Below are 21884 nucleotides of genomic sequence, written 5' to 3'. Positions count from 1 at the left end.
GGAAGAAATCGCGCTTTACGCAGCATCGAGTAAGTTTTTCTCCCACTTCTCGATTTCAGTGCGTAAAAAACGAACACTACGACCAATACGCAGCACTTTAGGTAAGCTGTCTGGCTTACGAGTTACATTGGTTCGTACCGTGGCAGGGTTAAGGCTGTATGCCTCTGCAAATTCTTCGACTGTTAATGCATTTTTCATCGAGTACTCCTTAGTTGAATTGGAAATTGGGCAGCATGGCATCAACAGTCTGCTGTGAGGCTTGTGCTAAATGGATGTTTTGGTAATAGGCGTAACGCTCAGTCATATTCACGTTAGAATGACCAAGGCTTTGCTGCGCGAGACGGATATCGTTCGTTGCAATCAGCATTTGAGTTGCGTAGGTACGACGTAGATCGTGGATAGTGAAAGGTGCTTCTAGCGAACCTTCCGCTTTCATGGCTTGCTGAATGCGCTCCATACAAGCGCGTGGGTAGGCAATGTGCTCGCCTTGATTCTTCAACGAGGGGAACACCCAATCATTGAACGACACTTTGAGACATTTACGGATAAGGCGTTTTGCTGGCTCAGAGAAATAGATGCGCTGCGATTTACCGGATTTGGTCATCGGCAGGAGAGCAGAAGAAAGATCATCCGCAAGCATAGATCGAGTCAGGCTAATCACATTACCAATGCGCATACCAGTTAACAGACTAAGGATTAGTGCGTAACTGTGAATGAAGTTAGGCTCAGCACACGCATGGCGACAAAAGCTTTCCACTTCTTTCGAGGACAACACTCGGTCTTTCTGGTTGTTCTCCACCAGCTTTTTAACGCCCTTTACTGGACTTTTGTCGATAATCTCGTGCTCAACCGCCATCGAGAAAAGTTTCGACAAGAAGGCGTGGTAACGGTTAATAGACGCATTGCTTAGGTCCGAAAGAGAATTAAGAAATTGCTCAACATCACGGCGAGTCACATCCTTAACGCGCTCTTTACCAAACGCAGCCATTACGCGCTTAGAACGGGATAAAAAGGTCTTAGAATCACGGTGATGATTACGACTGTATGGAAGCACAACGTCATCAAAGAGCTGCTGAACCGTCATGCGCGAGCCCTTCTGGTATACCCCAGATTGAACATCAGCGATAAATTGGTAAGCCAACTGATTGAATTCAGCAAACTTCATTTCAGGGCAAGTCCCAAACGACTCGTAGTAACGCTTTCCCTTCCAGCCAAGGCGAACTATCCAGCGCATACTCTTCTCAGTCACAAGGACGCGAAGTCGCGGGTTTTTCTTCCAAGGATACTCAACACCTTGCTCGCCCTTAGCAGGACGAGGCAAGGCATTGAGTGCCTTCTTGTTCATTTCTATAGATGTACTGCTCATATTTTCCATCCAAAATCAGCTTTTTATTGCTGCTTTCTGTCGCAGCAAGGGTTAATACTTCAGTGCAAGAAACTTTGGTTGGATACGTTGTTCAGACATAACAAGGCACAATGATCCCTAACCAAAATTACTTGCGGGCTATCGGATATGTGAAAACGGAAAATGAAAGGTTGCCCTATGGGGACTGGTACTCGACTGAGACTGATTCAATGTAGATGGGTATAAATAGTGCGCACTTAGGCAAAACGGCTTGCTAGACCAAGGTTCAGAAATGTGGCCCTTTATTAAGGCTTATTCACATACTTAAAAGCTTTCTCAACAACCTGCAAGACTCGCTTGTAGCCCCAGTTTGTTACCAACTTACCCTTAGCATCACGGGTTGTTCTCAAACGATACGCGATACTGTTTTTAAGATATTCGCGATCGCCCAGCTCATAGTCAGCAGAATCAATCACACATGCTGTAACACCAGTGAAGTAGTCTGCATTGCCCGAATAATGCTTCGGCTCAGATGTCAAAACAGTATCTTTTACATCAGCTGTAAGTTTCGCAGCTGTAGCATTTACATCGATATTAATACTCATATTTTTTTACCTAAAAATGTTATTAAAAAAACGTTTTCATAAAGAAAACTCATCACTACGCGTTGTAGTTCATGGAAATAATAGACGCTGAAAAAACTTTATCAACCACCTATTTTTCATAAAGTTAAGACCAAAAGCACAGACATAAGATAACGATAAAATCAATCTATTTCTGGAAAAGCGTAGTAACATTTCAATCACAAAGTTTTACGCCTTGAAGAAGCCACGAAATTCCAAGATTCGTTTTTTGTGTAACCTTCATTCTGATTTTTCAACCAAACCATGTATAACTAAATGGAATTATAAATAAAAACATAATGCCAATTAAATCTATAAGAAAAGTGCTTACTCCACTTTGAGCTTGGATATTTCGCATAGTTTTTGCGCTAACTATATTGGGAACAAAATATCTACGGTGGGTAGCATGTGATTAGTTGTTACTGTCTATCCCCATCGAACTAATCACACACCAACCGTTACCCCCTATGCGATAAAGGGAAACTCTCTCCCGCCAATTACGATCAAGAAAAAAGTAGAGACGATAGTGTCTCTACTTTCCAGCTAGATAATGTCTAACTCATCCAGTACACCACCAACAAGAGCACCAGTGACAAAACCGAGTGCGCCGCCGATTACAACGCCTTGAGGCCCATATCGAGTGCCGAGTGTTGCTCCGTATTGAGCAAACTTGATGCCCGTAGATGCGCTTGGTTTCACCCATCGCTGTTTGGGTTTGGAGTAAAAATGTGTTTTCGCCATGGTATGTCCTTTCCTGTAAATATGAGAAAGGGCGATACCACTGATGATATCGCCCTTGTTGATGTCGTATTGCTCTGTTCTAACCGAGAGTCCCCACTTTCAAATCAGAAGCTAGAGCAATACAACAAACCTGTTTTTCGAAATGATTACTTATTGGTCTTAGGCTGGCATTTCGCTGCATCCATGACTTTGCCATTCATGGTTCCACAGGCATCGGCATACCACTCAATACGAGGGCCAGACTGAGAGTAAACTTGTTTACCTGCTTTCCCATTCCAGGATTGTTCTATCTTCGAAATGTCAGCCGGATTACCGCCGAACGTACCGCCAGCGAATGATGAGGTGGTTGCGAATAGACACGATAGACCTAGTAGGATGATTGATTTTTTCATTGTGTTGTTTCCTTGAGAATACGTCATGACGCCATCGGTAAAGGCACCGAAAGCGAGAATGGTTAATAGTTTAAAGAGGGTGTTCGACAGGTTGTGTCGAGACGAGTGAATCAATTTCACTCAGGTTATACATGCCTTGTCAGACATACGCTGTGGCGACCAATAAAAGCGATAGCAATATCAGTAACCTTATGAAGTTTCGCTAGAAATAATCAGAGTTTCTGAAAGCCCGACATGCCCTGACGAGTGGTCTATCTACAATGCGTAGCATGAAAGAACACGACACCCTAGCGAAAAGACTTGGTATTATTTTGACCCGTTTGAATACGGGAGAACGGTTGTATCTGGAAGAGCTGAGTCGGGAATTCGGTGTGAGTGAACGAACCCTGCAGCGTGATTTCAATGAGCGTTTAAATTACCTCCCTATTCAACGCGAAGGTGCGTGTTACTTTCTTGACCCAAAGGTTCTGGGTAGACAAACCAACCACGAAATATCTACGTTACTCGCCAACATGGGACTCGATACGCTGTTTTCAGGCAAGCACTACCTGAGTAACGGCGTGCTGAACAACAAATCTACCCCGCCATTTCTATTCAAGAACCCGCCAATCGAAGACATCAGTGATTACTCTAATGTATTCGAGAAACTGGTTGAATCGGTCCAGAGGCGAAATGTCATCAGCTTTACCTGTGAAGGCAAAACTTACGATGAGTTTCACCCCTACCGCTTGGTGAATGAATATGGATTGTGGTACGTGGCTGGGACTCAGAGAAACCGCCTAGAGTCACTCAGAATCGTGAAAATTCGTGATTTAATCCGCTACGAAGATAAATATTCTCCCGACCCTAGCGTTGAACAGAGGCTCACTGGTCGAGAATATGAAGGGGAGTTACTCAATCCCGTTGAGGTTCTTATACAGATGAGCAGTAAAATGACCGACGCATTCTTGAATGAAAGTAATACCGGCGACTTCCAAGTATTGAAAGAACTGGATTCGGGCAGCCTGCTTATCAGCCACCAAACCAAGAACATTCCTCGGTTACTACGCCAGCTCAAAGCGTGGCTTCCTCATGCCGAAGTACTCTCACCTGACTGGATACGTTACTTGTTAAAGCAAGAGTTACAAACCTATCTGGACTCAACCAAGTAGAAAGCTAGCGCACTGATTGACGGTAAACAGGGACTTCTTGATGGTGGAACGCTGTGCTGTCCAGTTACAGCGACATAATGTTGTTTCACTGGGCCACTACAGCCCACCCTCACCAAGAACTTACCACTATGCGCTGATTTTTAAGTTATTTATGTTGGGTATGGAAAGTGACTCATTTAGCAGAATCACAAACCGATACCGAGAAAGGTAAAACTCAAAATGATGCTGTTTTTCGTCGTTAATTAGAAAACACTAAAATAGTTCCGAAGGAAGCTGCAATTAAATAGGGGGTAAAACCATGATGTCTGATGCACGAACTCTGCTCCAACTCGCTAGCTCAAGCCCGTATCTTTTCCTTGTTGATATAGCCAACTTGTTAAGCTTTGCTGGCATTGGCTATCTACTTTGCTTGATTACCGGATAACTGAGCCATAAATTGAACTTGTCACTATAGATTCCAGTGACAAGTTCCTTTTTTAACCAAGGACAAATGTTCTCCTACTGCAAAAAGAGTGAAAAGTTAGACTAAGAAATCCATTCAACGAGTATTTTCCTAGAATTATTTATTTCAAACATGTTTAATCCCTCCCTCAAAATAAACAACAACTAGGAACACTAAAATGTCTATTCCATTCAATAAATTAGATTGGTTACACAATGGCTGCCAAAGTGAAAAAATCGCCAAATGTGCAGCAGCGGCTCATGCTCATGAAGCGATTACTACTATTGCCGCCTTCTATGCTGACGAAGACCATTACACTATCGAAGCAGGTGCTGAATACCTAGAAAACTATGAAGGCCAAGAAGTATTGTTTCTAGAGTTCAAAGCGTATAGCGATTGTGAACATTCTCGCTCTATCGCCATCATCTACGAGAAAGAAGATCTAGTGATTCACTGTGTTGAGTTTTCATTTGGAAACGAGGATGAGGATAAAGAGGAATACTTTGAGCCAGTTTCTCCAATGACTGTTAAGGGGTTCTTTAGTTACCTGAACACCTTGCCTAATATCAAGAAGCATGTACTACCTTCGAGCCTGGACGAAAAAGAGCAACTATCTTTAAGTATGCTTGAGGAACTGTCTCAATAGGTTTTCTCATATCAACGTAACCATAAGCACTGCCTAAGAACATCAAACTAGGTTATCCCAAATGGTAACGTTGAAAATGTCCAAGTTTTCGCACCGAACTACGAACTATTTACTAAGGGTGCACTCTTGGTGCTGATATTAAGGGAAGCCTTTACCCCCTAGTAGCAGAGATAGCATCAGACAAATCATTCTCTCGGTATTTTATATAGGCTTCCCATCCCTTACTGCTCCCATTGCTTCGACATAGCAATGGGAGCTTTTAATAACAAAACACCTGAACAAACCAACCAAACTCGTTAAAATTAAGACTCCCTTCCTTGGTGTTTCCACCGTCCATCGCAATCCAGCAACTCAATCTCCTCTGAATCCCGAAGGCAACGGATTGGGTAAACGTTGCTAAAACTTACCCCAATGAAAAAGGCTTCCCATCACGCCATGATTAACATGGAGCAATAGGAAGCCTCTGAGTCACTAGGAAGTGAGTAACCAATTTTATGGTTCATATACGGTGCTTTCAACTTGGTTCCGGACGAATGGACTAATCCACGGTGACTTTTATCTCATCGAACACGCCCATTTCCACGTAGCTAAGGAAGTTGGTTTCCCACATCGAATAAAACTCAGCAACGTCATTACTCGTTATCGGTAAATCCGGAACATAGGAAAAACTGGCTGTTTCAGATGAGAAGTTAAAATTCACCTCTTTAACCAGTTCGGGATAAGGACCACCGCAATACGCAAAGTCAGTGATGTAATCAAAGATCCACTGGTCGTTGCAGCGGACAAGTCTGATCTCGATAGGATGAAAGCCACCGTTTTCCGAACTGTAGGATGAATCTCGGAAGTTAAACACGACCGATTGGATCATGGGTGTCCATTTGCCTGATTTGCTGATCACTCGGTTTAAAGCATCTTGAAGATCGATACTGACAGGCAGCAAAAATCTCTCAGTGTTAAAGACTAAGCTCATAATAAAATCTCGTTTAGTTTACTAAGGAAGCACTCTTGTTAGGTGCTCGGTATGAAAAGCCAGAATTGGCTTAGTGGGTAAGGATTGATGTGCTTAGGGGGTTATTCAGCTTTGGTTTCAGCGTCCACGAATGACAGCAGTTCATCACGACGTTGCTCGTAGTCTGGCGCTAGAACGTGGAGAAACACCGATTTCTCCGACTGGATGATAAGACCAAGCCCCCTGCAACAAGCAGCCATAAAACCCGCGTTGTTCGCTGACTGTCCGGAAAACACACACCGCATCACAGAGCTCTTAAACGGCTTATCACCCTGCACATCCAGAACTGCGGTGATATCTTTAAGGGGGATCCATTCCTTGCTGTGTAGACCGCCACCTTCATTGCCCGACATGCGGGTATAGAGCTCGGTTTCCTCGTCATGTAAGGCGATTTCATAGAACACATGATTCTCGGTTTTGGGTGATAACTTCTTCGCTTTACCCTCTCGTACTATATTAGTGAAATGGTCAACTGGTAACTCTTCCACGACTGTTACTTGTTCATTGCTCTCTGGGATTTCAGGTCGAGCCGTTTCTTGTTGTTGGTTTGATTTACGTGCCATAGGACACCTCCTTTAAGATGGGATTGTTCAGGTTTAATTTGGTTTTAAGATTCAGCTTGATCAGCTAACTTGGCGACAGGGAACGTTGGACTGTTCATAGGAGCGCAGCAGTACACGCCACCGCCTTCCATGGTCACTATGGCAACCGCTAATAGCCAAGGACAGTCAGGAGAGTTAAGAATTAGCACCCATTCAGGGTATTCAGATACAAATCGTAGAAAATGCTGGTCTTCTTCGGATTGCTCACCTAACGTTTCGTCTGTATCGGCTTCCTCAATCAAGTACAAGGTAGTACCGACCTCATCCCAGAACGCTTTCGTGCTTTCTTCATCACCGAATGGCTCTATCAGGTGTTCGAGCAGTTTTGCTTTCACACCATCAGGCATTGGTAGTGATTGGATGTCTTCAAACTTGTTTACTGTTTTCATCGTGAATTTCCTTCTAATAATGAAAAAGCCCCTGTTTAGCTCATCGCTAAACAGGGGCTTTTCTAATGTCATTTCTAAATTAACTGGTTAAACCTAACTTCTTCATTCCCAACGTATCTCTGGCTTCGCAGTTACCATATCCGACAAACGAGAGCCAATCTCCCTCCGACGCCCAACAGTCAGCTTCGAATAGCGCCTTGTTGATGACAAGTCAGCGTGATTGAGCTGCTTGGCTATGTCGTGTAACGAAACACCTTGTGATGCCAGAAGACTACCAACAGTATGCCTTGCACTGTGCAGGGTTAGATTCGCTTTATCTCCGGGTATGTCGGGCAGTCCCATCTTGGCTTTAATAGCCTTGAAAGCATGCCTAGGTTGCCCTACTGGTTTACCCTTTTTGCGTCCAGGAAAGAGATACGGGTTATTTGCCACATGCGGAACCGACCTCAAAATCTCAAGCATGTAATCACTCAGATAAATAATGTGGCTACTACCATTTTTCGTATGTGGGATAGTGAGAGATTTCTCTTCCCAATTCACATCGGATTTCAAGCGCAAACGAAGTTCCTTATCCCTCGCGCCAGTCAAAAACAGCAGAACTAGGTACGCGCCGATACTTTTATCTTCATGGTTCAAGGCGTGACTTATGAACTCCTTTAGCTGTGCTTCCGATAAGTAGCCAGTGCGAACGTTATCTTCCTTCAACAAGCTCACCTTGTCCGCGATAAGCGGTGTATCCATCAACTTGTATGCCTGACGGTTAATAGTTTTCAATAGAGCCAAAACGCGATTTATCGAAGCAGGAGCATACGGAGTCCCTTTAATCGTAACGGTATTTTGCATCTCCATTTGTACTTTGATGATATCGGCGGCGGTTAGGTCGTGAATCGAGATATGATGTATCGATTTTGCTAAACGAAATCGCGCTGCGTCGTCCTTCCAACTGCGTTTCTGTTTAGCCAATGGCAGGTACACTTCATCAAAAAACCGAGCTAGGGTCATTGTCTTCTCAGCAGTTTGATTATCACGCTCAAGCTTTGGATCAATGCCTTCAAGGATCTTCTGGCGATACTCTTTAGCAATCTTTCTCAAGGTCACTAGGTCAGTCTCAGGGTGTCGGCCAAGGCTAATCGCTGATTTCCTTCCGGGGATCTGAGGACTGATATACCTCAGTAAGAACCGTTTCCCTCCAGACTTTCCCACTAAGCAGCGAACACCAATAGGCAGTCCACTATCTTTCATAGCTGACAAATTTACTTCGTAATCAGTGGATTTAGCGGTTTTGGCATTGGGTTTAAGGTTGTTTAAGAATGTGGTGGTGAGTCGTTGTGATTTACTCATTCAAACCTCCATTAACTAGATATTCAATTCGTTAATATTTGTTTGAATGGTTGTTTGTTACTGGTACATGCTTCTACTAGCGATATTACAATAATTACGCAAGACTTCCGCGATAGTAATAAAAAACCACCAATAAAAAGGGCATTAACAAGATGTAGTTACTTAATATTTACGTAAATAGCACAACATGATCAAAAACTCGCTTTTCATGCACAAACACCGCTTAAAAAAGACAACTCACAAGGTAATCTTCCGCAAAAATCGCCCTAAAAACAGCCTAAATTTCTTCGATAATTTTACAAATAAAAATAATTAACCATTAATTTCAATAAGTTAAAATTAAACACTTCCGTAAAATTTCCTTTTATCTAACCATAATATGCATTTATAGTCATTTCAGGCTTAACCCAATAACCTAAACAGAGGTGTTTATGTCAGAATCAATAATCCATAATCAAAAACTTGATAAGGACTGCGCTAAAAGCATTGTCGAGCAACTAGTATCTTTGAATATCCCTAGATCAGAAATAGCCCGCAGATGTGGGGTCAATCAGTCCAGAATTAATGGATGGGAAAATGGAGAAAAAGCGGGTAGTGAAAATCTTCAAAAGCTAAGAGCATTGTTAAACCTCCGCTTACCAAACCAAAAAGCGGCAACATTCAAGGTTTCCAAATCGGTGCGTTTAGCTTTAGCTAAAGAAGATCTAGACCTATTTCTAGTGTCGCAAATGAAAGCCTTTATAGGAGAGCTTCCTTCACTTCCCTTCGAGTTGCGGGAGAAATTCGATAGTGCAGAGTCATTAGAATCATTAAATAAGGTTATCGCGACTCAGTATCACTTGTATGTTTGCAAGGAAGTTGATTCTGACCTCTATTTCACTAAAAGACAAGAACATGTGTTTAATCAAATGGCACCATACGTAAAACCATTTGGCGTATTACCATCAAGTTACCAAGATACTATGCACTCAGTACTCGAACAGCTTAAAAAAGCGATTCAAGAGGCAGAAGAACAGATAGTAAAGAAACAACATCGAGAACAAGAAAATCAAAAATTCTTCAGAAGCACCGTTGAACATTCGATTTCAAACACTCTACAAAGAAGTTTTGCACTTCATGCCAACGCTGACATAAACCTTGAAAATGTACAGAAAGAGCTTCTTACTCATATACATAAAGCACTAGAGGACTTTCAATATTCAGGTTCATATTTCTCCCATCCGCTCTCTGAGCTTATTCGTACTATGGAGAGAGTTGCTCAGTTTCTCGATGACAGTCAATTTGGACCTAAGTACGGCACAATGCGACTAGATGGTCAGAATATGTATTACTCTGACTCGATTAAAAAACCAGAAGGTTTTATCGAATTTGATGATATCGAATTCGCAATTGATTCTGCTAAAAAGCTTCAAGGCGACTTTGAAAAGTTCATCGAAGAACAGCAAGAACGCTACTCCGCTCTTTTCAAACTCAAAGAGAAAGAACTGGAGCTCTGTTCCAAGCTGGGTAGCGGCAAAGTATTCCACCAAAAGGTTTGTGAGGCTCTAGCATCTGGTAAAGAACTTGGTGTACAAGATACACGTCTGAGCAACCTAGCGGTAATTGCAGACAGCATTTTGAAATCAGACAAACTACCAATAGCTTTAAATGGGAAAAAATATGAATTAGAGCTATTAAACGGACTCAAAGAAATGCTCAATGATCTAACACCAGAGCCAATCATCCATCCCGTTCAAATAGGTGGTCAATTAGTCTTCTCTAAAGAAAGAGAAACCAAAGGAAAGACCTTGATATATTCGCTAAACAATAATGACCTAGTTCTTCTTCAAGAAGCTAGCATTTGCGACCAACAGCTCTTAACAATAGAACCTAAATTAGCAGCTGAAGAATTACTCACTCATATTGACGACGATATAAGAGATTCAGTTAAACAATCCCTGCTAGAACATGGCTACATGTTTAGTGATGTTGAAGTTCTAGGTTAAAAATAGGCAACCATAGGCACAATAGATATTTCGTGCTTATGGTTACTTCATTCATCTAAAGGAGTCTCTGCCTAATAGTATCCCTGAGCTGGTCAAACTCTTCTGGGAATGACTGAGATAAATGTAGACAAAAACGCTGCATTGTCTCTTCCCTAGATAAGCCCAACTCGTTTCCTATCGTGAAAAATTCTCTATGTTTACCAGATTGCAGTCCTTTGTGACAAATATCCAACAACTCGTCAGTGTCAGTACCTAGTAGTGCTGCTAATGGATCTTCTTTCTTAATGGCCGTTTCAACAATCCACTTCTCTGGCCAAGATTCCCCCGGCAAATAACTCATATGTTCCTTAGCCCATTCTGAAAATTGAATTTCGCAAGAAGTTTCAGACATTTTGTATGCATGTTCGACATTATTCTTCTCAAGCTTTCTCTGGTCGCCATCGAATACTACAAATATGTTTGATTTATTCTCTCGAATAAACTCTGAAGCGAGTTGTCTAGATAGTGCTGCAGCAGAACCAATAACTTCTATAGATAATCTTGAACGCAAATTTCGTGGGAATGCTGAAAGCAATAATGTTTTTGCTACATCGTCCTCTACTAGGATATTTAGCTCTACTAGATATCTATTATTCATTTTAGAAAATGCAAAATCTGGTGAGATTCCCTGACTAACGATAGTTTTCCCATTTATATTTTCTAAAAAAATTCTAGCGTCACTTGGTAAACATGAAAAAACTTCTCTCGAATGTGTTGTACATACAATTTGTAGTTTCCTCTTTTTACAGAGCTCTTTTAGTTCATTAATTAGCTTATACTGAGCTTCTGCATGGAGACCTAGTTCTATCTCATCCACTACTAATAGAGAACCTTTAGGTACAGCATGCATGGTTGAAAACAACTCGAAAAGGGCGTTTTCTCCGGCTCCCATATGAAAGCCTGAATAGCGATGGCCTGCTACGGATACAATAGGTAATCTATATTTTGAATGACTAACATACTTAAATTCGTCATAGCATTTTCCTAATATTCCTCCGACTACATCTCTTACTTCACACTCCCAACCTTGTTCTTCTCCCTGAGCAAATGATCTTACATAACTTTTGGACTGGCTTTTTTCAACGTGCGGAACAATACGTTCAATTCCCATATAGACTACATTGCGATCTACTCTTCCTGAATAGTCATTCCACTTTCCACCACGTTTTTTCTTCCGATTTTGGTAAAAGATTCCGACTCCAGACGGACATTCTTTACTTTTTCTCCAGTTATCATGGGCAATTTTATAATCGATTTTGATCCCTGAATGTGGAACATCCTCAATATGTTGAATAAAAAAATCAGCAAATGTGTAGTAGTTCTGCCGCCTATTGGAAGGATAAAATCCATTTTTTCTATTGTGGAATGCGCAACAAATCATGGCTAATAACGTTGATTTTCCAGCCCCGTTTTTTCCAGCGACAGCAGTTATGGGAAAGTCAATGTCCAAGGAAAATGGTGTAAGTCCTCTTAAACGTCCCTCTGCCAGAACAACTTGGCGTAACAACCCACATGAAAAATCATTAGTAAACCAATTACGCAAATTTCTATCTAAGTGACTTTCTCCATACTTCATAGTAAAACCCTGAGATATAAAAACGATGACAAATGTTAATGTATACATATACATTTAGTGAAGCTCTATGTATATAAACTCTTATCTAACGCAATAACTTCTATAGCACCGTAAAGTCACCATGGTACGACCATGGTTCTTCCAGCCCGCAACCCTTGGTAATACTAGCTTGCGAGTTAGCAGTCACCGGAGTTTGTTGGATTTACTAGGATTCCCTTGGGCACAGATTCGTCATGCGATGAACCATGAATGGACCATGGGAGATTTTTCAAGGCGGATAAAGTGAGTCTATTAGGGCGAGAAAAGGAGCGATAGTAGAAAAGGAAAACTGAGGTAAGCTTTTGATTAGCCTAGATACAACAAAGCCCCGACTTACGTCGAGGCTTTGTTGTATGAATTATGGTACCGGTAGGCGGACTTGAACCGCCACGCCCGAAGGCAACGGATTTTGAATCCGTCGTGTATACCAATTTCACCATACCGGCATCTAGGCTATTGCCTTTGATGATTGGCATTATACGTAAGAAACTAACTGGTGCAATAGCAATATATTGAAAACAAAATCGTTTGCTGAATATTTCGCCATAAAACCTGAACCTGTGCACTGGCTCTCTTTTCAGCTCTGATTGCAACCTATATCCTTGCGGCCATCTAATTAGGAAGACTCGTTCGCTATGAATACAACAACTTTGCCACCAGCTGGCTTTTTTCGCCGTTTAGGCGCGTTAATTTATGATTCATTAATCGTGATGGCCATTCTGATGATTGCAGGTGGAATCGTCGTGGCTATCATGGAAGCATTCGTTGCTGCTGGCTTAATGAGTTATTCACCATATCAAGATGCTAGTGACCTGTTAACTGGTCATCCTATTTGGAGCCCTGTCTATACTTTTTACCTTGCTTTCGCTTGGATATATTTCTTCGTCTATTTCTGGACGCGTGCTGGGCAAACCCTCGGCATGAGAGCGTGGAAGATTATTGTTCGAAGTACCGATGGAAACAGAATTACGGTTACTCAAGCTCTGATTCGGCTCACTACATCATGTTTTGGCCTAGGCAACTTGACCGTTCTGATTGATCCTCAAAAACGCAGTTTCCAAGATATGTGGGCAAAAACTGAAGTGGTTGTACTCCCCAAGGTTCGTTAGGACACAGTCAACTGACGATCAAAAAAGGAAGGCTAAGCCTTCCTTTTTATTTAGAGTTTTCGCCTTAACAATAAGAGTGCAATAGTTAAGAACACCAAACTTGGCGCGATTGCACCAAACACTGGTGGAATACTATAAACCAAACTCAGAGGACCAAAAAATTCACTGGAGATGTAAAACGTAAAGCCCGCGATTACGCCAGATAGAATTCTCGCGCCCATCGTCACACTACGAAGCGGACCAAAGATGAATGAGAGCGCCATCAACATCATAACAGCAATAGAAAATGGTTGAGAAATTTTACGCCAAAACGCCAACTCGTAACGGGATGCATCTTGTTCAGAAGCTTTTAGATAATGTACATAATCATAAAGACCACTTAATGCTAGCTCTTCCGGTTTTACCGTCACAACGGCTAACTTGTCCGGCGCCAAAGCGGTTTTCCAACGGTATTCAGGAAGCGATTGCTTGGAAATCACAATATCGTCATTCATGTCTGTAACGATAACATCTTTCATTAACCAATCATTTTCACCAACATAATCGACTTGCTTTGCTAAAAACACTTGGCGCAGATGTTTATCTTCGTCAAAGCGCCACATATTCATACCATAAAGACGATTTTCTTCTACTTTCCCGATAAAAATAAAATCATTAGCATCTCTTGCCCAAACACCAGTGCGAACAGATAAAATTTTTCCCCCTGATGTTGCAAATAAGCGCAAATCTCGAGCCATTTTTTGTGCTTGTGGTGCTCCCCACTCCCCCAAAAGAGTCACGATGATCATTAAAGGAACCGCAGTTTTTAAAACTGACAAACCAATATCTAACTTTGAAAAACCAGCAGCTTGCATAACCACAAGTTCAGAACTTGCAGCCAATGCGCCTAAACCAATAAGAGCGCCCAGTAATGCGGCCATAGGGAAAAACATTTCAATATCACGCGGAACACTGAGTAATACAAAAAGTAATGCCTGTAGCAAATCATAGCTACCACTTCCAACTTTACGTAACTGCTCTACGTATTTAATGATTCCAGACAAACCCACAAAAGTAACCAGTACTAAGGTGCTCGTGGCTATGATTGTTCGTCCTATATACCAATCTAAAATCTTAAACACGGCTTAAGCTACCTTTTTCTTTTGTTTAAATTTGTCTTTCAACCTTCTCACAGCAACACTATCGAGAACGTTAGCCGTAATAGCAGCTACCAGCAGCGCTGCGTTAATCGGCCACATTCCCACGATAGCAGGAATGCTGCCATCTTCGATTGCAGATTTCGTTGCACTGATAGCTAAAAAATAAGTCAGGTAAATTAATATTGCAGGCCCCATCTTGGCAAAACGCCCTTGGCGTGGATTTACTGCCGATAATGGCACAACCAGCATAGTCAACAATGGGATACAGACGATAAGAGAAATGCGCCATTGTAGCTCTGCTTTCGCTTTACGAGCTGGATTTTTGACTAATTCAAGAGTCGGAATCGCCTCCCAATCACGCCCTTTTTGTTTCACTTCGCGCTGGCCGATTAACCCTTCATATTCGTCAAATCTTGTTACCATATAATCAACACGAGTGGGAACGCCTTCATAACGAGTCCCTTCATACATGCTGATCATTTGTCGACCATCACTTAACTCTTTCACGTTTCCTGAATTTGAAAACATCACACTTGGCAGGATTGAATCACGCGGTGCTAATTGTGCTACAAACACATTTGAAAGCTTTCGGTTTTCTATATTATCGATAAAAACAACAGATGAACCGTCAGGAGAACGTTGAAACTGACCTTTTTGCAATAAATCAACACTATTTTCCGACGCAAGCTGTTCCATCAATTGGGCTTCTTTATCTTGACTCCACGGAGATAGCCACATTGAATTAAAAGCTGCCACACTTGCGGTAATAAGAGCTAAGTACAAGGCAGCGCGCACCAGAAACTTGTTGCCGATACCAGTTGCATTCATTACCGTAATTTCACTTTCAGCGTATAGCCGCCCAAAAGTAAGCAAAATCCCGATGTAAAGACTTAAAGGAAGCATTAATAACCCCATTGCTGGCATATTTAAACCAACAATGGATAAAATCATTCGAGCTGGAATTTCACCGTCGGATGCTTCAGCCAAAACACGAATAAATTTTTGGCTTAAAAACACTAAAAAAAGTACGAAAAATATCGCAAATTGGCTTTTTAGTGTCTCGCGGATCAAATATCTAACAATAATCACGCTGAAATTACCTATACAAAACTTGTTTTTTTGATGGAATCACTATAATTTCTCGTTGAATCTTTTATTTTTTTAATTTTTGACTAACTGTTAGTACACTTAAAAGAGATGATATCCTGTTAAGGATTAAGCAAGTGTAGATACATTATCTAACATTTAGTTCTATTTGTCTTCAATATGTAGGAGTACGCATGGAGTTCAGTGTTAAAAGTGGTAGCCCTGAAAAACAACGCAGTGCATGTATTGTTGTTGGGGTATTCGAACCACGTCGCCTTTCTCCAGTCGCAGAACAGCTAGATAAAATCAGCGACGGCTATATTAGTTCACTGCTTCGCCGTGGTGACCTAGAAGGTAAACCAGGTCAGATGCTACTTCTGCATCAAGTACCAGGAGTACTTTCTGAGCGCGTATTACTCGTTGGTTGCGGTAAAGAGCGCGAACTAGGTGAGCGACAATACAAAGAAATTATCCAAAAAACCATCAGTACTTTGAACGAGACAGGTTCAATGGAAGCTGTGTGCTTTTTGACTGAATTGCACGTAAAAGGTCGTGATACTTACTGGAAAGTTCGTCAAGCTGTTGAAGCAACCAAAGATGGCTTATATACCTTTGACCAATTCAAGACGATCAAACCAGAAACTCGCCGTCCACTGCGTAAATTGGTATTTAACGTACCAACTCGTCGTGAACTAAGCCTAGGTGAACGCGCAATTGCACACGGTTTAGCGATTTCGTCAGGTGTGAAAGCATGTAAAGATTTGGGCAACATGCCGCCAAACGTAGCTAATCCAGCTTACTTGGCTTCTCAAGCTCGTCGTCTTGCTGACGATTACGAAACGGTGACAACAAAAATCATCGGTGAAGAAGAGATGGAAAAACTGGGTATGAGTTCATACCTAGCCGTTGGCCGTGGTTCGAAAAATGAATCAATGATGTCCATCATTGAGTACAAGGGCAACCCTGATGCAGAAGCGAAACCAATCGTTCTTGTGGGTAAAGGCCTAACATTCGATTCAGGCGGTATTTCTCTTAAACCAGGCGAAGGCATGGATGAGATGAAGTACGACATGTGTGGCGCAGCTTCTGTATTCGGTACCATGAAAGCATTAGCGAAACTGAACCTCCCCCTAAACGTCATTGGTGTTCTTGCTGGTTGTGAAAACATGCCTGGTAGCAATGCTTACCGTCCAGGTGATATCTTAACGACGATGTCGGGTCAAACCGTTGAAGTACTGAACACCGACGCTGAAGGCCGTTTGGTGCTTTGTGATGCACTCACTTATGTGGAGCGCTTCGAACCAGACTGTGTTGTCGATGTAGCAACACTCACTGGCGCGTGTGTTATCGCCCTTGGTCACCACATCAGTGGCGTGGTATCTAACCACAACCCTCTAGCTCACGAACTTGTGAATGCTTCAGAGCAAGCAAGTGACCGTGCATGGCGTCTTCCAATGGCTGACGAATACCATGAACAGCTAAAGAGCCCATTTGCGGATATGGCAAATATCGGTGGTCGTCCGGGTGGCGCAATTACAGCTGGCTGTTTCCTGTCTAAGTTCGCGAAGAAATACAACTGGGCACACCTAGATATCGCAGGTACTGCTTGGAAGTCTGGCGCAGCGAAAGGTTCTACAGGTCGTCCGGTCTCAATGCTTGTCCAATTCTTGCTAAACCGCAGTGGCCAAGAGACCGAGGAATAATCCTCATTGATAAAAAGGGCCGTAAGGCCCTTTTTTAGTAATACGGTTCTAAATATAAGCACTATGTCTACAGCAACGTTCTACATTGTTAAAGAAGATAGCCAACAGAGCTCTGAGCAAGGGTTCAATGATTATGTGGTTTATCTCTGCCAACACTTTACCCGTCAGGGAGCTAAGGTGTACTTGCAATGTAATGATAAAGCTCATGCAGAGAGAGTTGCGGAATGTTTTTGGCAAGTGGAAGCGAGTGATTTTGTTGCTCATAATCTAGTGGGAGAAGGTCCGAAATACGGCACTCACATAGAGATTGGTCATGTACGTGTGAAACCTTCTTGGAACCGCCAACTGGTAATAAATTTGGCCGATAATCATACAACCTTTGCGAACGCCTTCACAGAGGTGGTAGACTTCGTCCCCTGCGAAGAAAAAGCAAAACAATTGGCGCGTGAACGTTATAAATTGTACCGCCAAGCTGGCTATCAATTGCAGACAATTGAAATCCAGTATCCCTAAACCTAAAGGGATAACATATAAAGGTTCATCCTTATAGTTAAGCTCTCTTACTCAAGAGAACTCACTTATAGCGATTTACCCAAATATAGAACTTAAATTAACCATCAAGTATCCATTTAAGAGCACTATGGAAAAGACATACAACCCAACATCAATCGAACAAGATCTGTATAAGACTTGGGAAGAAAAAGGCTACTTTAAGCCTCACGGTGACACATCAAAAGACGCATACAGCATCATGATCCCGCCACCGAACGTCACTGGTAGCCTTCACATGGGTCACGCATTCCAAGATACCATTATGGATACCTTGATTCGTTGCCAACGCATGAAGGGCAAAAACACCCTTTGGCAAGTGGGTACTGACCACGCTGGTATTGCAACTCAAATGGTTGTTGAGCGTAAGATCGCAGCAGAAGAAGACAAAACTAAGCACGATTACGGCCGTGACGCATTCATCGATAAAATTTGGGAATGGAAAAACGAGTCTGGTGGCACAATCACTAAACAGCTTCGTCGCTTAGGTGCATCTGTTGACTGGGATCGTGAACGTTTCACTATGGATGACGGCTTCTACAAAGCGGTTCAGGAAGTATTCGTTCGTCTATACAAAGATGACCTTATCTACCGTGGTAAGCGTTTGGTTAACTGGGATCCAAAGCTGCACACAGCAATCTCTGATCTTGAAGTTGAAAACAAAGACGTTAAAGGCAACATGTGGCACTTCCGCTACCCTCTAGCTGATGGTGTTAAAACTGCTGACGGTAAAGACTACATCGTTGTTGCAACTACTCGTCCTGAAACCATGCTTGGTGATACAGGTGTTGCCGTTAACCCAGAAGATCCTCGTTATAAAGATCTTATCGGTAAAGAAATCATCCTTCCTATCGTGGGTCGTCGTATCCCTATTTTGGGTGACGAACACGCTGATATGGAAAAAGGTACTGGCTGTGTGAAAATCACACCGGCGCACGACTTCAACGACTATGAAGTGGGTAAGCGCCACCAGCTACCAATGATCAACATATTCACTTTTGATGCGAACATCCGTGACGCAGCAGAAGTATTCAACTCTAACGGTGAAGCGAGCACTGCATACGGAACTGACATTCCTGCAAAATACCAAGGTGTTGAACGTTTTGCTGCGCGTAAAGCGATCGTTGCAGAATTTGAACAACTTGGTCTTTTAGAAGAAATTAAAGATCACGATCTAACCGTTCCTTACGGTGACCGTGGTGGCGTAGTTATCGAGCCAATGCTAACTGACCAATGGTATGTGCGCGCAGCTATTCTTGCCAAGCCAGCTGTTGAAGCGGTTGAAAACGGCGATATTCAATTCGTACCTAAGCAATACGAAAACATGTACTTCTCTTGGATGCGTGACATTCAAGACTGGTGTATCTCTCGTCAGCTTTGGTGGGGTCACCGTATTCCGGCTTGGTATGATGCACAAGGCAATGTATACGTAGGCCGTACTGAAGAAGAAGTTCGTGCGGACAACAACATTGCTGCTGATGTAGCACTTAACCAAGACGAAGACGTTCTGGATACTTGGTTCTCTTCTGCGCTTTGGACATTCGGCACACTTGGCTGGCCAGAGAAAACAGATGCACTGAAAGTATTCCACCCATCAGAAGTATTGGTGACTGGTTTTGACATCATCTTCTTCTGGGTTGCTCGTATGATCATGATGACCATGCACTTCATCAAAGATGAAGACGGCAAACCACAAGTACCATTCAAAACCGTTTACGTGACTGGTCTTATCCGTGACGAAAACGGCGACAAGATGTCGAAATCGAAAGGTAACGTGCTTGACCCTATCGATATGATCGATGGTATTGATCTTGAGTCACTAGTAACTAAGCGTACTGGTAACATGATGCAGCCGCAACTTGCTGCGAAGATCGAGAAAAACACACGTAAAACTTTTGAAAACGGTATCGAACCATACGGTACTGACGCACTACGCTTTACCCTAGCAGCAATGGCTTCTACAGGTCGCGATATCAACTGGGATATGAAGCGTCTTGAAGGTTACCGTAACTTCTGTAACAAACTATGGAACGCTAGCCGTTACGTAATGATGAATACAGAAGAACAAGACTGTGGCTTCGCAGCCGGTGCAGAGCTTGAATACTCTCTAGCGGATAAGTGGATCGAATCTCAGTTTGAACTCGCTGCGAAAGCGTTCAACGAGCATATCGACAACTACCGTTTGGATATGGCAGCAAACACGCTGTACGAATTCATCTGGAACCAATTCTGTGACTGGTACCTAGAGCTAACGAAACCTGTATTGTGGAAAGGCACTGAAGCGCAGCAACGCGCAACACGTCGCACGCTAATCACAGTACTAGAGAAGACACTACGTCTTGCTCACCCAGTATTGCCGTACATCACTGAAACTATCTGGCAAAGCATCAAGCCACTAGTCGATGGTGTTGAAGGCGACACTATCATGCTACAGGCTCTACCTCAGTACGATGCTGCTAACTTCAACCAAGAAGCGCTAGACGACATCGAATGGGTAAAAAGCTTTATTACGGCGATTCGTAACCTGCGCGCAGAGTACGACATCAACCCAGGTAAACCACTTGAAGTGATGCTGAAGGCGGCAAGCGAGCAAGATGCTGCGCGTCTTGAAGCGAACAAACAAGTACTGGTTTCTCTAGCGAAACTGGAAAGCGTTCGCGTGCTTGCAGCAGGTGAAGCAACGCCAGCATGTGCAACAGCACTGGTAGCGAAATCTGAGCTGATGATCCCTATGGCTGGTCTAATCGATAAAGATGCAGAACTGGCTCGTCTAGAGAAAGAAGTGGCGAAAACTGAAGGCGAAATCAAACGTATCGAAGGTAAGCTAGGTAACGAAGGTTTCGTTGCTAAAGCACCTGAGCAAGTTATTGCTAAAGAGCGTGAAAAGCTTGATGGTTACAAAGATACTCTAGCGAAGCTAGAAGAGCAGAAAGCAACCATTGCTGCGCTTTAATCTAAGCTAACAACCAAACTAAAAAGGCAGCCTAGGCTGCCTTTTGTTTATCTATTAATTCTAAACCACTCGGTTTTGATCTGTTCCTGCAACGAATGCTTCAATGTTATTCATCAGAATCTTTGCTAACTGACTGATGGCAGAATCACTGCCCCACGCGACATGAGGTGTCAGCAGTAAGTTTGGCAGATCCATATTTGCTAACAGCGGATTATCAATATCAGCCGGCTCTTGAGTAAATACGTCCACACCAGCTCCTGCTATTTGACGTTTCTTCAACGCATCCACCAGTGCGAGTTCATCAACCAATCCACCGCGACCGGTATTAATCAGAATCGCATTAGGTTTCATCTGAGCAAACTCTTGCTCCGAAATAATATTTCGAGTGGCTTCACTCAAAGGGCAATGCAGCGAAATCACATCTGACTGCTGCAATACTTTTTCAAATGACAGGTATCCTTCACGACAATCCGAAGCCCCTTTACGTTCAGCGTAAACGACATTCATACCTAGGGCTTTCGCCAGCTCAGCAGTTGCCTTACCTAAAGCCCCACTGCCAATAATGCCCATAGTTGAACCAGCAATATCACCGATAGGATGAGTAAAGAAACAGAACTGTTTATTACGCTGCCATTCTCCAGCAGCGATATCATGGTGATAACCCATCAGATTACGGCGAAGGGCAAACATCATTCCAATGACGTGCTCTGGCACGGAACGGGTCGCATATCCTTGAACGTTACAAACTGCAATCTTGTTCGCTCGACAATACTCAGTATCCACGTTATTCACGCCCGTGGCAGAAACAGCAATTAGCTTAATCTGAGGTAGCTGAGCCAAGATGTCACCGCTAATCACCACTTTATTGGTAATCACGATATCTGCGTTGTAAATGCGCTCAAATACCTGTTCAGGATTGGTAAAGTCGTATTCTTGCCATTCATGTTCAATGGCAAGAGGCGGTAACTCGATATGCTTGGGGATAGTAACTCGATCAAGGAAGACGATTTTAGGGACTGACATGT

The 21884-nt window shown here is 42.8% G+C and carries 21 protein-coding genes and 1 tRNA gene; 8 read left to right on the top strand and 14 right to left on the bottom strand.

All coding sequences use genetic code 11. From position 1 onward, the window contains the following. Positions 1-15 precede the first annotated feature (15 nt). The 5 genes from G5S32_RS01895 to G5S32_RS01875 form a co-directional block, all read right to left on the bottom strand. Positions 16-198, bottom strand: coding sequence for a helix-turn-helix domain-containing protein (locus G5S32_RS01895; protein WP_029830755.1), 183 nt, complete (start codon positions 196-198; stop codon positions 16-18). Between the two features lie 10 nt (positions 199-208). Continuing rightward, the gene (locus G5S32_RS01890; RefSeq protein WP_246201034.1) at positions 209-1366 is read right to left on the bottom strand and encodes a tyrosine-type recombinase/integrase; all 1158 of its coding nucleotides are present in this window, start codon (positions 1364-1366) and stop codon (positions 209-211) included. Positions 1367-1650: 284 nt separating this feature from the next. Beyond that, positions 1651-1950, bottom strand: coding sequence for a hypothetical protein (locus G5S32_RS01885; RefSeq protein WP_165310226.1), 300 nt, complete (start codon positions 1948-1950; stop codon positions 1651-1653). 561 nt (positions 1951-2511) lie between these two features. Continuing rightward, positions 2512-2709 carry a hypothetical protein gene (locus G5S32_RS01880; RefSeq protein WP_165310225.1) on the bottom strand — a complete coding sequence of 66 codons (198 nt, stop codon included), beginning with the start codon at positions 2707-2709 and terminating at the stop codon, positions 2512-2514. A gap of 146 nt (positions 2710-2855) precedes the next feature. Then, positions 2856-3101 (bottom strand): hypothetical protein, encoded by a 246-nt coding sequence (locus G5S32_RS01875; protein ID WP_165310224.1) that lies wholly within the window; start codon positions 3099-3101, stop codon positions 2856-2858. A gap of 269 nt (positions 3102-3370) precedes the next feature. Between G5S32_RS01875 and G5S32_RS01870 the strand changes: the two genes are divergently transcribed. The 3 genes from G5S32_RS01870 (at position 3371) to G5S32_RS01865 (ending at position 5340) form a co-directional block, all read left to right on the top strand. Then, entirely contained in the window at positions 3371-4252 is an 882-nt protein-coding gene (locus G5S32_RS01870) for a helix-turn-helix transcriptional regulator (RefSeq protein WP_165310223.1), read from the top strand. A gap of 298 nt (positions 4253-4550) precedes the next feature. Continuing rightward, positions 4551-4676 carry a hypothetical protein gene (locus tag G5S32_RS21625; protein ID WP_281347258.1) on the top strand — a complete coding sequence of 42 codons (126 nt, stop codon included), beginning with the start codon at positions 4551-4553 and terminating at the stop codon, positions 4674-4676. A gap of 196 nt (positions 4677-4872) precedes the next feature. Then, complete coding sequence (locus G5S32_RS01865) at positions 4873-5340, top strand: hypothetical protein (protein WP_165310222.1); 468 nt, start codon at positions 4873-4875, stop codon at positions 5338-5340. Between the two features lie 538 nt (positions 5341-5878). Here the strand turns inward: G5S32_RS01865 and G5S32_RS01860 are convergent. From G5S32_RS01860 to G5S32_RS01845, 4 genes are all read right to left on the bottom strand, one after another. Beyond that, on the bottom strand, positions 5879-6310 hold the full coding sequence (locus G5S32_RS01860) for a DUF2787 domain-containing protein (protein WP_165310221.1): 432 nt from the start codon (positions 6308-6310) through the stop codon (positions 5879-5881). Positions 6311-6411: 101 nt separating this feature from the next. Beyond that, complete coding sequence (locus G5S32_RS01855) at positions 6412-6912, bottom strand: hypothetical protein (RefSeq protein WP_165310220.1); 501 nt, start codon at positions 6910-6912, stop codon at positions 6412-6414. 44 nt (positions 6913-6956) lie between these two features. Then, positions 6957-7340 carry a hypothetical protein gene (locus tag G5S32_RS01850; RefSeq protein WP_020329565.1) on the bottom strand — a complete coding sequence of 128 codons (384 nt, stop codon included), beginning with the start codon at positions 7338-7340 and terminating at the stop codon, positions 6957-6959. 102 nt (positions 7341-7442) lie between these two features. Next, complete coding sequence (locus G5S32_RS01845) at positions 7443-8681, bottom strand: integrase family protein (protein ID WP_165310219.1); 1239 nt, start codon at positions 8679-8681, stop codon at positions 7443-7445. A 431-nt stretch (positions 8682-9112) separates the two neighbouring features. Here G5S32_RS01845 and G5S32_RS01840 point away from each other — a divergent pair, with 431 nt between their 5' ends. Next, on the top strand, positions 9113-10666 hold the full coding sequence (locus G5S32_RS01840) for a helix-turn-helix domain-containing protein (RefSeq protein WP_165310218.1): 1554 nt from the start codon (positions 9113-9115) through the stop codon (positions 10664-10666). 55 nt (positions 10667-10721) lie between these two features. On the opposite strand, the gene G5S32_RS01835 is transcribed toward G5S32_RS01840, so the two are convergent. Beyond that, the gene (locus G5S32_RS01835; RefSeq protein ID WP_165310217.1) at positions 10722-12281 is read right to left on the bottom strand and encodes an ATP-dependent nuclease; all 1560 of its coding nucleotides are present in this window, start codon (positions 12279-12281) and stop codon (positions 10722-10724) included. Between the two features lie 400 nt (positions 12282-12681). Beyond that, positions 12682-12766, bottom strand: a tRNA-Leu gene (locus tag G5S32_RS01830). Between the two features lie 189 nt (positions 12767-12955). Between G5S32_RS01830 and G5S32_RS01825 the strand changes: the two genes are divergently transcribed. Continuing rightward, positions 12956-13429 (top strand): RDD family protein, encoded by a 474-nt coding sequence (locus G5S32_RS01825; protein WP_165310216.1) that lies wholly within the window; start codon positions 12956-12958, stop codon positions 13427-13429. Between the two features lie 50 nt (positions 13430-13479). Here G5S32_RS01825 and lptG read toward each other — a convergent pair whose 3' ends face one another. Together lptG and lptF are read right to left on the bottom strand one after the other, a co-directional pair. Then, positions 13480-14550: an LPS export ABC transporter permease LptG gene (gene lptG, locus G5S32_RS01820; RefSeq protein WP_165310215.1), complete on the bottom strand. Its 1071-nt coding sequence runs from the start codon at positions 14548-14550 to the stop codon at positions 13480-13482. A gap of 3 nt (positions 14551-14553) precedes the next feature. Next, positions 14554-15657, bottom strand: a complete 1104-nt coding sequence (gene lptF, locus G5S32_RS01815) for an LPS export ABC transporter permease LptF (RefSeq protein ID WP_165310214.1) — start codon at positions 15655-15657, stop codon at positions 14554-14556. A gap of 191 nt (positions 15658-15848) precedes the next feature. Here lptF and pepA point away from each other — a divergent pair, with 191 nt between their 5' ends. The 3 genes from pepA (at position 15849) to G5S32_RS01800 (ending at position 20859) form a co-directional block, all read left to right on the top strand. Continuing rightward, positions 15849-17357: a leucyl aminopeptidase gene (gene pepA / locus G5S32_RS01810; protein ID WP_165310213.1), complete on the top strand. Its 1509-nt coding sequence runs from the start codon at positions 15849-15851 to the stop codon at positions 17355-17357. Between the two features lie 63 nt (positions 17358-17420). After that, the gene (locus G5S32_RS01805) at positions 17421-17870 is read left to right on the top strand and encodes a DNA polymerase III subunit chi (protein WP_165310212.1); all 450 of its coding nucleotides are present in this window, start codon (positions 17421-17423) and stop codon (positions 17868-17870) included. Positions 17871-17997: 127 nt separating this feature from the next. Next, on the top strand, positions 17998-20859 hold the full coding sequence (locus tag G5S32_RS01800) for a valine--tRNA ligase (protein WP_165310211.1): 2862 nt from the start codon (positions 17998-18000) through the stop codon (positions 20857-20859). Positions 20860-20919: 60 nt separating this feature from the next. Here G5S32_RS01800 and G5S32_RS01795 read toward each other — a convergent pair whose 3' ends face one another. Beyond that, positions 20920-21882: a D-2-hydroxyacid dehydrogenase gene (locus G5S32_RS01795; RefSeq protein WP_165310210.1), complete on the bottom strand. Its 963-nt coding sequence runs from the start codon at positions 21880-21882 to the stop codon at positions 20920-20922. Positions 21883-21884: the final 2 nt, after the last annotated feature.

The organism is Vibrio ziniensis (genome assembly GCF_011064285.1).
Classification (GTDB): Bacteria; Pseudomonadota; Gammaproteobacteria; order Enterobacterales; family Vibrionaceae; genus Vibrio; species Vibrio ziniensis.
Note: the sequence above shows the minus strand (reverse complement) of the source record. Positions and strands in the feature narration are given on the sequence as shown.